14 protein-coding genes are annotated in these 11,566 nt (G+C 71.0%); 5 read left to right on the top strand and 9 right to left on the bottom strand.

All coding sequences use genetic code 11. The features are described from left to right. On the top strand, nucleotides 1-492 hold a 492-nt coding region (locus ACFFNX_RS28970), incomplete at its 5' end, for a PP2C family protein-serine/threonine phosphatase (protein ID WP_378208857.1). A 25-nt stretch (nucleotides 493-517) separates the two neighbouring features. Here ACFFNX_RS28970 and ACFFNX_RS28975 read toward each other — a convergent pair. The 3 genes from ACFFNX_RS28975 to ACFFNX_RS28985 form a co-directional block, all read right to left on the bottom strand. Next, entirely contained in the window at nucleotides 518-1,057 is a 540-nt protein-coding gene (locus ACFFNX_RS28975) for a type III secretion system chaperone family protein (RefSeq protein WP_378208859.1), read from the bottom strand. An 88-nt stretch (nucleotides 1,058-1,145) separates the two neighbouring features. Then, entirely contained in the window at nucleotides 1,146-1,814 is a 669-nt protein-coding gene (locus ACFFNX_RS28980) for a response regulator transcription factor (RefSeq protein ID WP_378208880.1), read from the bottom strand. Between the two features lie 32 nt (nucleotides 1,815-1,846). Further along, nucleotides 1,847-3,067: a sensor histidine kinase gene (locus tag ACFFNX_RS28985; protein WP_378208860.1), complete on the bottom strand. Its 1,221-nt coding sequence runs from the start codon at nucleotides 3,065-3,067 to the stop codon at nucleotides 1,847-1,849. Between the two features lie 314 nt (nucleotides 3,068-3,381). On the opposite strand from ACFFNX_RS28985, the gene ACFFNX_RS28990 reads away from it, so the two are divergent. Next, a complete protein-coding gene (locus ACFFNX_RS28990) occupies nucleotides 3,382-4,524 on the top strand; it encodes an alpha/beta hydrolase (protein ID WP_378208862.1) in 1,143 nt (380 codons plus the stop codon). 55 nt (nucleotides 4,525-4,579) lie between these two features. On the opposite strand, the gene ACFFNX_RS28995 is transcribed toward ACFFNX_RS28990, so the two are convergent. Then, nucleotides 4,580-5,317, bottom strand: a complete 738-nt coding sequence (locus ACFFNX_RS28995) for a DUF427 domain-containing protein (RefSeq protein WP_378208864.1) — start codon at nucleotides 5,315-5,317, stop codon at nucleotides 4,580-4,582. A 178-nt stretch (nucleotides 5,318-5,495) separates the two neighbouring features. On the opposite strand from ACFFNX_RS28995, the gene ACFFNX_RS29000 reads away from it, so the two are divergent. Then, nucleotides 5,496-6,839: a cytochrome P450 gene (locus ACFFNX_RS29000; protein WP_378208866.1), complete on the top strand. Its 1,344-nt coding sequence runs from the start codon at nucleotides 5,496-5,498 to the stop codon at nucleotides 6,837-6,839. A gap of 89 nt (nucleotides 6,840-6,928) precedes the next feature. Then, nucleotides 6,929-7,318 carry a MarR family winged helix-turn-helix transcriptional regulator gene (locus ACFFNX_RS29005; RefSeq protein WP_378208882.1) on the top strand — a complete coding sequence of 130 codons (390 nt, stop codon included), beginning with the start codon at nucleotides 6,929-6,931 and terminating at the stop codon, nucleotides 7,316-7,318. Nucleotides 7,319-7,340: 22 nt separating this feature from the next. Here ACFFNX_RS29005 and ACFFNX_RS29010 read toward each other — a convergent pair whose 3' ends face one another. Next, entirely contained in the window at nucleotides 7,341-8,219 is an 879-nt protein-coding gene (locus tag ACFFNX_RS29010) for an NAD(P)-dependent oxidoreductase (RefSeq protein WP_378208868.1), read from the bottom strand. A 108-nt stretch (nucleotides 8,220-8,327) separates the two neighbouring features. On the opposite strand from ACFFNX_RS29010, the gene ACFFNX_RS29015 reads away from it, so the two are divergent. Next, a complete protein-coding gene (locus ACFFNX_RS29015) occupies nucleotides 8,328-8,651 on the top strand; it encodes an ArsR/SmtB family transcription factor (protein ID WP_378208870.1) in 324 nt (107 codons plus the stop codon). Nucleotides 8,652-8,665: 14 nt separating this feature from the next. On the opposite strand, the gene ACFFNX_RS29020 is transcribed toward ACFFNX_RS29015, so the two are convergent. The 4 genes from ACFFNX_RS29020 to ACFFNX_RS29035 all read right to left on the bottom strand — a co-directional run. Further along, nucleotides 8,666-9,442 carry a DeoR/GlpR family DNA-binding transcription regulator gene (locus tag ACFFNX_RS29020; RefSeq protein ID WP_378208872.1) on the bottom strand — a complete coding sequence of 259 codons (777 nt, stop codon included), beginning with the start codon at nucleotides 9,440-9,442 and terminating at the stop codon, nucleotides 8,666-8,668. Between the two features lie 310 nt (nucleotides 9,443-9,752). Continuing rightward, complete coding sequence (locus ACFFNX_RS29025) at nucleotides 9,753-10,403, bottom strand: response regulator (RefSeq protein ID WP_378208874.1); 651 nt, start codon at nucleotides 10,401-10,403, stop codon at nucleotides 9,753-9,755. Continuing rightward, entirely contained in the window at nucleotides 10,400-11,116 is a 717-nt protein-coding gene (locus tag ACFFNX_RS29030) for an ATP-binding protein (RefSeq protein ID WP_378208876.1), read from the bottom strand. The genes ACFFNX_RS29025 and ACFFNX_RS29030 overlap by 4 nt, the downstream gene beginning before the upstream one ends. A gap of 162 nt (nucleotides 11,117-11,278) precedes the next feature. Beyond that, nucleotides 11,279-11,566, bottom strand: a 288-nt coding sequence (locus ACFFNX_RS29035) for a glycosyltransferase (RefSeq protein WP_378208878.1), incomplete at its 5' end; no start/stop codon positions are given.

Here is an 11,566-nt window from a genome sequence, read left to right on the forward strand (position 1 = left end):
CTGCGCCTGCTCGCCGCCGAAGGACACGGCGTCGCCGACGTCGTCACGCGCCTCAACCACGCCGTCGCCCGCGAGGGCGTGCACGGCCGGCTGATGACCCTCGTCCACGGTGAGCTCGTGCGCCGCCGGGGCGCCGGCGTGCGGGTGACGCTGGTCTCCGCCGGTCACCCGGCGCCGCTGCGGCTGAGCTCCTCGGGCGAGGTGACGTCGGTGACCGCAGTGCAGTTGTCGCTGGGCGCGGTCCGCGACACCCGGTTCGAGGAGCACACCGTCGACCTCGACCCCGGTGACGCGCTGCTGTGCGTCACCGAGGGGACCGCCGACGGGGTCGTCCAGGGCAACGGGGACACCGAGCCCGGTCCCGGCGCCGGGACCCGTGCGGACGGCCTGGCGCGCCTCCTCGCGGGCCGTACGGACCTGACCGCCGAGACGGCGGCCGAGCACCTGTCGTACGCGAGCGATCTGGCCGTGCTCCTCCTCCGCGTCCTGTGATCCCGGTCCATCCGGTCGCAACGGACTATGCGGAGGCGTCTCCGGGCTCCTCGTCGGTGGCGAAGTCGATCTCGGGGTTCAGGCCGAGCCGCTTCACCAGCCAGTCCTCGAACTCGATCGCGGCACGCACGGAGGAGACGGTCGATGCCACGAAGTGCTCCAGGGAGACGCCGGTGCCGACGATCATTTGGTTCTCGCTGATGAGGCGGACCACGCCGTCGTCGTGGGTGTCGCTGTAGACCTTGGGCCACAGGGTGCGGCGGTTCCAGTCGTCGATGGTCTCCAGGAGCCGCGGCTTGTCCTCGATGCTGTGCCGGCGGTCGTAGAACGTCCGCACGGAGAAGATCTGCTGGTCGCGCTCGCCGCGGAACATGAAGTACGTGCGGAACGTCGTCCACGGCGCCGCGAGATCGCCCTCGTCGTCGACGACGTACTTGAGCTCCATCTGGTCCAGGAGCTCCTTGACCAGCTCCTGGTCGGGGATGACGGGGCCCGCCGGGCCCGCCCACTGCTGCGGCTGCGCGTCGCCCTCGAGATTCGGAGTCGAAGACGGGTCGGTACTCACGTGCTCGGTCCTCTCGTACGGATGCCGCCATCCTCTCCCACACCTCGAGGCCGCATGATCGAAATCCGCCGAACGCCCGGATACCGGGCTAATCCAGCCAGCCGGGCTTCACGAGGCCGGTCTCGTAGGCGATGACGACGAGCTGGGCGCGGTCGCGGGCGTGGAGCTTGATCATGGCGCGGCTCACGTGGGTCTTGGCGGTGGCCGGGCTGACGATCAGACGGCCGGCGATCTCCTCGTTGGACAGGCCTTCGGCGGCGAGGGCCATGACCTCGCGCTCGCGCTCGGTCAGGGCGGCCAGCGCGGTGCCGGCGGCGTGCGGCTTCTTCGCCTTGGCCGCGAACTCCGCGATCAGCCGGCGGGTCACTCCCGGCGACAGGAGGGCGTCTCCGGCGGCGACCTCGCGTACGCCGCGGACGAGCTCGGCCGGCTCGGTGTCCTTGACGAGGAACCCGCTGGCCCCGCCCCGCAGGGCCTCGAAGACGTACTCGTCCAGCTCGAACGTCGTCAAGATGATGATCTTGGTGTCGGAGAGCCGGTCGTCGGCGACGATCCGCCGGGCGGCGGCCAGCCCGTCGAGTACGGGCATGCGAATGTCCATCAAGACGATGTCGGGACGCTCCAGCCGTGCGCGGCGTACCGCCTCCTCGCCGTCGCCGGCCTCGCCGACCACCTCGATGTCCGGCTGAGCGTCGAGCAGCGCGCGGAACCCCGCACGGACGAGTGCCTGGTCGTCGGCCAGCAGTACGCGGATCAACCGTGTTCTCTTTTCCCGTAGGTCGTCGGCTGTCATCGTGGCCGCGGCTCCTCCCGCGGCCCGTCCGCCGATCCCTCGACGGGGTGAGGCACCGGCAGGCGGGCCCGTACGCGGAAGCCGCCGGCGTCCGTACGGGGACCCGTGGAGATCTCGCCGCCCAGGGCGGCGACGCGTTCGCGCATGCCCGGGATGCCGTTGCCGCCCCGGGGCAGGTCGCCGGGGGCGCCGCGGCCGTCGTCGAGGATCTCGATCAGCAGCCCGTCGTCGTACCGCAGCCGCACGGTCGCCGTCACGCCGGGGCCGGCGTGCCGGGTCACGTTCGTCAGCGCCTCCTGCACGATCCGGAACGCGGCCAGGTCGATGCCGGCCGGCAGCGGGCGCGGCTCGCCGCCGGTGTCGGTGTGCACGGTGATGCCGGCGACGCGCGCCCGTGAGACCAGGTCGTCCAGCCGCGCCAGGCCGGCGGCGGGCGCGCGGGGCGCGCTCTCGTCCACCTGGCGGAGCACGCCGAGGACCGACCGCACCTCGGTGAGCGCCTCCTTGCTGGCGTCCTTGATCGCGCTGAGCGCCGTACGAGCCTGCTCGGGGCGTTCGTCCATGAGGTGCAGCGCCACCCCGGCCTGCACGTTGATCATCGAGATGTTGTGCGCGAGCACGTCGTGCAGCTCACGCGCGATGCGCAGCCGTTCGTCGCTGGCCTGCCGGCGTTCTTCCTCCGCGCGCGTGCGGCGGACCTCGGCGGCGCGCTCGCGGCGGACCCGGGAGATCTCCGCGCCGGTCAGCAGCACCACCAGCCAGGTGAGGGCCACGAGAGTATGACCGAACGTCCAGTACGCGAGCCGGAACGGGCCGAACGGCGTGAACAGGCTCACCACGCCGAGCACGGCGAACGCGCCGCTCGAGATCGCGTAGGCGGCCAGGCGGCGCCCGGCGGTCACGGCGGCGACGATCGCGATGATCGGGCTGAGGACGACCGGGCCGAAGACGTATCCGCGCAGAAGGTAGAGCACGGTGGCCGTCATCACCACGGCGAGTGTGGTCGTGGGGTAACGGCGACGGAAAAGGAGGGCGAGGGGTCCCGTGGCCAGCAGCACGTACGCCGTGGCGTCGAGCAGCATGTGGGGGTACCGGAACCGCACGTGGGCGTCGGCGCCCGAGGACCCCATGAGCTGGAGGAAGCCGGCCACGATCGGCACGACGAAGACGGGGAGGTCGCCGGGCCGCCATCGGGCCGTCCCACGTTCGCCGGTCACATGTGAACTTTAGGAGGTCGATGCGCGTCGAACATCGTGCGCCGGTGTACATCCTGAGTACGCCGTCGGGAGTAGCCACGCACCGACCTGGGATTTACCAGTCTTTTGCCGTTCATCCACAACACTGTGGGCCGGACACGCGTCGCATATTCGGGAGGAGTGCGCAGTCTTCACGGCGACTCGGGCACGTGAGTGGACGGGAGTGGTCGGTTTGACGGATACCGTAATCCGGCTGGGACGCGCGTGCGCCCCTTCCCCTTCCTGAGCCCTGGCGCGTTCCCGTCGGGAACGCGCCAGATCCTGAGAGGACATCGGTGGGACTGACGAGCGGGGTCCTCCTCGCCTTTCTGATCTTGGTGGCCGTCGGTCTGGGCGCGGCCACGATCTGGTGGTGGCCGAAGTTCGCCGGACCCGGGCCGCACATGCTGGCCGCCCGGCTCGGGCTGTTCGCGGGTGCTCAGTTCACGCTGTTGATGGTGCTGCTGGTCGCGGTGAACAACTACTTCCTGTTCTACGCGTCCTGGTCGGACCTGCTGGGGACGAACCACCAGCCGGTGCGCGTCCAGGCCAACAACAACATCGTCGCGATCAAGCCGATGGGCACGGGTCAGCCGCTCGCCCGCCAGGCCACCTCCTTCGACAAGAAGAAGCCCGCCCCGGCGCGCGACGGTCAGATCGAGCAGGTCCAGATTCAGGGCCCGCGCACCGGCCTGACCAGCGATGCGTACGTCTTCCTCCCGCCGCAGTACTTCCAGAAGCCGTTTGAGAAGCGCCATTTCCCGGTGATGTTCGACTTCACCGGTTTCCCGGGCCTTCCGCAGCAATTGGTGACGCGGCTGAAGGTGCCGGCCACCGCGGCTCAGGAGATGAACGCCGGACGGGTCCAGCCGATGATCATCGTGATGATGCGGCCGTCGCCGACCTCGGTCATGCCCAAGGACACCGAGTGCACCGACGTGCCGGGCGGGCCGCAGGTCCTCACCTTCTACACCCAGGACGTGGCCGAGGCCCTGATGTCGACCTACCGGGTGGCGAGCAACCCGCACGCCTGGGGCGCGATGGGCGACTCGACCGGCGGCTACTGCGCGGTCAAGCTCGCCATGAAGGCCTCGGACCGGTTCACCGCGGCGGTGTCGATGGCGGGCTACTTCTACCCGCGCCAGGACTGGCAGACCGGCGATCTGTACGCCGGAAACAAGCAGGTCAAGAACGACAACAGCCTGATCTGGCGGCTCCAGCACCTGCCGCCCCCGCCGATCTCGGTCCTGGTCACCACCAGCCCGGACGGCGAGCGCGACTACGGCGAGGCGCGCAAGTTCCTGCAGTCCGCGCGGGCCCCGCTGATGACCGACAAGATCCTGGTGCCGGGCGGCGGTCACAACCCCCGTACCTGGCGCCGCGTCCTGCCCAGCGCCCTGCAGTGGATGAGCCGGCACCTGATCCACGAGGGCGTCTGAGCCGCCGCGGGAGCGACCGGGGAGGCCCTGCGGCCTCCCCGCGAGCCGGCGCGGCTCACGACCAGGGCGACTCCGGGCGCTCCTGCGGCTCGCCGTCGACCTCGATGTCGGTCTTCTCGTTCCAGAAGCAGACCAGGTCGCGCACCGGCTCGGCCTCGCGGAGCGGCCGCTCGTACGTCCAGGCGATGTCCTCGGCGCCGTGGCTCCAGTAGGTCGCCTCGCCCTTGTAGGCGCAGTAACTCGTGGTCTTCGACGCCTCCAGCAGGTCGAGCCGTACGTCCTCGCGCGGGAGGTAGTAGCGGACCGGCAGCCCCGTCTCGAACAGCAGGACCGGACGGGAGGACTCCGCCAGCACCTCGCCGTTCCGGCTCACCTTCACACGGCGGGAACTCCTGAGGACGTCGATGCGGCTGTACGGGTCGTGCGGATGCCCGAAGACCTGTTCGTCCTCTTCGTACCAGGCGTCCATGGAGTCCCAGTAGAACGCGACGTAACCCTTGAGCCAGGGCGCGATCGGGTCCGGGTAGCCCCAGACGGCGTTCTCGGCCGTACGCCCGCCGGCCGACACCGTCCAGTACGCGGCGTCGCCCTTCACCGGGCAGTGCGACGTGCGGTCGGTGCGCGTCAGCAGGTCGGTCCGTACGTCGCTCTCGGGGACGTAGTAGACGGGCAGGATCCCGGTCTCGAACAGCAGGTGGGCGCCGGTGGTGTCGACGATCGTCTCCCCGCCGAACTCGGCCCGGATCCGCTTGTGCACCGGTTCGAAGTACAGCAGGTGCCCTGGGGCGTTCACGTTTCCGTTGAACACGCCCGCCGGTCGGCCCGACAGGGGTGCTCCAGGCAAAGTGAGGCTCATATAGACGGCAACCCCCGTCGACGGCGGAGCATTCCGCTCTCTCCCGCTCGACCGGAAGCGGCCTTGGTCCGAGCGCCGCATACGGGTTACGGTCCTTAGACGCGGGAGGGAAAAGATGACTCAACGGCGAGTCAGCCGTCCGATCTCCGACACGGAATTGATCTACAGCCCGGACACCTACGTACGCTCCGTGCCGTACGACGCGCTCGCCCGGCTGCGGCGATCGACCCCCGTCGTCTGGGTCGAGGAGCGGCCCGTCGACGACTGGCCGGCCGGTCCGGGGTTCTGGGCGGTGCTGCGGCACGCGGACGTGCGCCACGTGCTGCGCAACCCACAGCTGTTCTCCTCACATCTGGGCGCCACGCAGATCCGCGACGCCGAGGATCTCGACTACGTGCGCCGCATGATGCTCAACATGGACCCGCCGGAGCACTCCCGGCTGCGGCGGCTGCTGACCAAGGCGTTCACCCCGCGCGCGGTGGCGCGGCTGGCCGCGGGCATCGAACGGCGGGCCCGCGCCCTGGTCGACGCGGTGGCCGAGAAGGGCGAGGCGGACTTCGCCAAGGAAATCGCCGCCGACCTGCCGCTGTTCACGCTGGCCGACGTGTTCGGCATCCCCGAGTCCGACCGGTGGCTGATGTTCGACTGGTCCAACCGCGTGATCGGCTACCAGGACGCGGAGTACTCCGTCAGTTCCGTGTTCGACGCCTCCGAGGCGACCGACATGGCCCGCCGGGCGATCGCGCTGCGCCCCTCCGGCCCGGTGAACCCGCGCTCGCGCGCCGGCATGCCCGACCTGTACGCCTACGCCCACGAACTGGGCGAGTACAAGCGGCGGCATCCCGGCGACGACGTGATGACCGCGCTGATGCACCACGTCGACGACGAGGACGGCACCGTCGCGGTCGAGGAGTTCGAGAACCTCTTCTGGCTGTTCGCGGTGGCCGGCAACGAGACCGTGCGCAACGGCCTGCCCGGCGGGATGTACGCGCTGCTGAGGAATCCGGCCGAGCTGGCCCGGCTGCGCGCCGACCGCTCCCTGATCGAGGGCGCCGTCGAGGAGATGCTCCGCTGGTGGACGCCGGTGATGAACTTCCGGCGCACCGCGACGGCCGACACCGTCGTCGGCAACGTCCCGGTGCGCAAGGGCGAGAAGGTGGTCGTCTGGTTCTCCTCGGCCAACCGCGACGAGGAGGTCTTCGACCGGCCGTCCCGCTTCGACGTCGGGCGGGCCGGCAATGACCACGTGACCTTCGGGCACGGCCCGCACTTCTGCCTCGGCGCGCACCTGGCGCGGCTGCAGATGCGCGCGATGTTCACCGCCGTCCTCGACCGCCTGGACGACATCGAGCCGGACGGCGAGCCGATGCGGCTGCGCTCGAACTTCCAGAACGGCATCAAGCGCCTGCCGATCCGCTGGAAGCCGATCGGCTCAGCCGCCGGCGACGATCTCCCGTAGCGCGGGCGAGCGCGGCTCGAAGACCTCCAGTACGCCCCCGGCGGTCAGCGCCGGCAGCAGCGAACGCAGCCGGCCGGCCACCGCCTGATATTCGCCGGTGCCCGGGACCAGGCGTTCGAGGGTCCGGGCGTTGGCCGGACGGCGTCGACGGCACGACCTGTCCGGTGCTGTCGGGCCTGGCGCGCACCGGCCCGACCACGGCGAGCCGCCTCGCCGACCTCATCGGCCTCGACCGTACGGTGACGACGCGGTACGCCACCCGCCTGGAAGAGGCGGGTCTGGTCGCGAGGGCCGCGGACGCCGACGACCGGCGCGCGACGCGACTGTCGCTGACCGGCGAGGGCCGGCGCGCGGTCGCCGCCCTGCGTGCGGGCCTGGAGGCGGCCTTCGCCGAGGCCCTGGAGACATCCGAGCCCGGGGAGGTCGAGGTCTTCGCCCGGGTGCTCGAACGCCTCCACGACGCCCTCCTGCCGGACTGAGCCTCGTCCGCCCCGGTCCGGCTCAGGCCGCCGGTTCGGCGAGCACCGAGGCGAGGCGGGACAGGCCGTCCGCGCCGTGGCCCGCCGCCTCCGCGCGCCGGATCAGCGACCGTGACGCGGTGAGCACGCCGGTGTCGATGCCGCGCGTCTCGGCGGTGGCGATGATGTGCTCGATCCCGGCGGACGCCGACGCGATGGTGGACCGCTCGCCCGGGTGGACGCCGTCGTCGAGTTGCCGGGCGAACCGCGTCATCATCTCCGGCAGCAGCCCGAAGATCGACTCGGCGTACGGGGCCAGCTCGCCGCCGGAGATGCCCTCCGCCCGCGCGAGCGCGAGGCCGTGGACCAGCCCGCCGACGGAGTTCCAGAAGATGTCGAGCAGCGCCACGTCGAAGGCGGCGGCCCGGCCTGGGTCCTCACCCAGGTACGTCGCGGTGCCCCCAAGACTCGCCAGGGCGGGCCCCTGTGCGCGGTACGTCTCCTCCGGGCCGCTGTAGAGCACGAGCGCCGAGGGCCGTCCGATGGACGGCGTCGGCGTCATGATCGCACCGTCGAGGTAGGCGATGCCTCGCCCGCGGGCCCAGGCCGCCCGCCGCCGTGCCTGCTCGGGCGCGGCGGACGTGAGGTTCACCAGCGTCTTCTCGCTCCCGAACGGAACGGGGTCGAGGACCGCGTGCACGGCGTCGTCGTCCAGCAGGCACGCCACCACCAGGGGGCCGTCGGCGACGGCGTCGGCCGCCGTGGCGGCCGCGGTCGCGCCGTGTGCCACCAGGGGCTCGGCCCGGGAGGCGGTGCGGTTCCAGACGGTCGTCGGGTGGCCGGCGTCGAGGAAGGCCCCGGCCACCGCCCGGCCCATCGGGCCGAGGCCGATGACGCTGACCGGGGCGACACGTTCGGACATGGAAGAGCCTTTCGTTGGATGGTTGGGCGATCGTCAAACTAACATGACGGTTTGAAAAACGTCCAACCATCAAACTAGGCTGGGCGGCATGAAGGCGCGGGCGCGGTGATGCGAGAGCCGTTCCATCCTCCGGTGGAGGAGATCGACCTGGCGTCGGTCATGCACGCCCTCTCCGACCCGGTGCGCCTGGAGATCGTGACCCGCCTGGCCGACACCGACGGGGAGAACTGCGGAGGCATCGGCGACGGCATCGACGTGCACAAGTCGACGCTCTCCCACCACTACCGCGTCCTGCGCGAGGCCGGCGTCACGCTCACCACCGTCGAGGGACGGTCACGGGTGGTCCGGCTCCGCACCGACGACCTGGAGGCGCGGTTCCCCGGCCTGCTCACCTCGGTCCTGGCCGCCCTCGGCCGCGTCCAGGCGGGCTGACCGGCCCCTCCGCCTCAGGCGCGGACGACCTTGATGCCGGCCTCCTCGTACGGGCGGGTGTCCGCCCGCTCGTCGGTGACGAGCATGTCGACCTCGCCGATGCCGCAGATCTTGGCGAACGCGCGCTCACCCAGCTTCGAACCGTCCGCGACGACGACCACGCGTTCGGCGCGGACCGCCATCTGCCGGTTGATGCTCGCCTCGTCCTCGTTGGCGCAGGTCGCCCCGCGCTCGACGTCCAAGCCGCTGACGCCGAGGAACGCCATGTCCAGTGTCACCTGGTCGAACACGCCGTTCGCGAGCGGGCCGACCAGCTCGTAGGACTGCGGCAGCGCCACGCCGCCGGTCAGCACGATCTTGATGTGCGGGCGTACGACGAGCTCACCGGCGATGTTGAGGGCGTTCGTCACGACGGTCACCGCGGGGGAGGCGCCGTCGGCGGGCAGGTCGGCGCGGGTGGCCAGGGCGCGGGCCACCTCGGTGGTGGTCGTGCCGCCGTTCACGCCGACGACCGCACCGGGTTCGACGAGGTCGGCGGCGACCGCCGCGATGCGCTGCTTCTCCGAGGCGAGACGGGCGCTCTTGTAGCGCAGCGGAAGGTCGTAGGTGACGGTGTGGGCCACGGCGCCGCCGCGCGTACGGGTCAGCATCTGCTGCTGGGCGAGTTGGTCGAAGTCACGGCGGATGGTCGCGGCGGAGACGCTCAGCTCGTCGGCCGCCTCCTCGACGCTGAGCCGCCCGCGGCTCGCGAGCAGGGAGAGCAATCCATTCCACCGCTCATAACGACTCACGAATCCTCCTTCGTCGGAGGAGTGGCCCGGGGCGCCGCGTTCTCGGTTCGCTCACCGCGTGCGTTCACGGGCCCTCCTTCGCCGGAGGAGAGACCAGGGCCGCTATGCCTTTGATTCGCTCACCGCGTGCGCTCATGGCCCTCCCCACCTCCGTCGCCGCGTGCTCGGTCGTGGAGGCAGGGTCCAGGTCAGGGATTAGACCAGCTGCCGCCGATGAGCTTTACTGATCGTACATCCCTCGCACCGCGCACGAATGTGCATGAGCGGCCAGGCATCACTTTCAATGCCGAAAAGGCAGGCATAAGAGCCGTCAGCTCAACAGCCATTCCCCGGTGTTCACGCTGACAAGGCCATGGCGGGCGGCGGCGATCACGGCCTCACGCTGGGAATGCACGCCCAGTTTGGTGAGCACGCTCTGCACGTGGCTGCGCGCGGTACTTCGGGTGATCTTCATGGTGCGCGCCAGGGACGCGGTGCTCTCGCCGCGGACGAGACGGGTCAGCACCTCGCGTTCGCGAGGGGTCAGGTAGTTCGCGAGCCGCTGCGCCTCGCTCCGCGGGCGCAGCGGCATGCGGGTGTCGGCGGCGGAGTCGACCACCACCTCGCCGGCGTGGACGCGGTCCAGCATCGCGACGATCTCGCCGGCCTGCTGGCCCTTGTGCGCGAAGCCGCTCACGCCGGCCGCGAGGGCGGCGTCGAGTAATTCGGCGTCCATCGATCCGGACAGCACGACGAACCGCGTCGCGGGCGCGGTGTGCAGGAGCTCGGGCAGGCGGTCGAGCGCCGAGCCGCCCGGGAACTGCAGATCGATCAGGCACACGTCGGCCGGTGCCGACGAGAGCAGGCGCAGCGCCTCCTCCGGGGAGTAGACCACACCGACCACGTCGTGCCCGGCCTCGGCTAACACGAGGGCGAGCGAGTCCGCGAACACCGCGTGGTCGTCGCAGATCACGACCCTCATGGGCCGGTCGCCGACGGCAGCAGGATGCGTACGCGCGCGCCCCCGAGCTCACAGCGGCGGACCTCGAGCCCGCCGCCGTAGCCGGAGACCAGGTCGTGCACGATGCCCAGGCCCAGCGAGGCGAGCCCCCCGGCACCGCCGCCGAAGCCCGGCCCGTCGTCATCGACCTGGACCACGGTCCAGGCGTCCTCCTTCGCCACGCTCACGTCGACGTGCCCGGCCGCGATGCGGCACGCGTTGTCCAGGATGTTGCGCACGGCGCGCCACAGCGCGAGCGGGTCGATGTGCGCCCACGCCGGGCTCGGGTCGTACCCCACCTGGCGGATCGAGGCGAGCCGCACCCCCGCGACGATCTCGCCGACGAGCTCGTCCACGCGGACGCGCTCCGGGCGCGGCGGGTCGGCCGCGGGGCCGTCGTCGTCCTCGTCGAGGCGGCGGAGCAGGTGGTCGAGCCAGCGGGTCTCGCCGAGCAGTGCCTCCACGCGGTCGCGGCTGGCCGGCCCGATGTCGTCGGCGACGGAGACGGCGGAGGCCAGCATGATGATGGTGCCCAGCTCGTGACGGATGTCGTGACGGATCCGGCGCCGCCGCAGAACCGGGTCGTCGGCCGACGGGGCCGGCAGCGCCAGAGTGTCACCGGCCGTCGCGAGCGTGCGGCAGCCCAGCCGCGGGGTGGTCGCGGACGGTGAGGAACGCGATTGTCCATCGATCATGGCAGACCCCCGTCTTCGGAAAACATGAACCAACCTTGTCGACCGTCACTCGGTAAGACGCCGGTGTCCAGGCAGCCGGCGGTAAAGACAGGGTTGCTGGCCGGAGGTGGTCATGTCGTCACTGAGGGTAAACTACGCTTCAATCTGATGCGTCTCATTGCCCTAAACGGCGGGGGAGGATCCCCGATAAACCAGGTCCAACGTCACAGAAAGTGACCGCGGATCGCACCGGTCGGCCACGCGTTTCAGGGCCGCGCCGCTCATCCGGCGTGCCTCCGCGGGGTTGTCCAGCAGGTAGCCGATCGCGTCGGCGAGCTGCGCCGGGTTGCCGGGCGCGGTGAGCAGGCCCGTGTCGCCGGCCCGGATGATGTCCGGCCCGCTCGGCGCCACCGTGCCCACGAGGGGCACCCCGGCCGCGGCGGCCTCCACGGCGGCGTACGGCACGCCCTC

Origin of the sequence: Actinoallomurus acaciae (assembly GCF_042429965.1) — a bacterium.
Lineage (GTDB): Bacteria > Actinomycetota > Actinomycetes > Streptosporangiales > Streptosporangiaceae > Actinoallomurus > Actinoallomurus acaciae.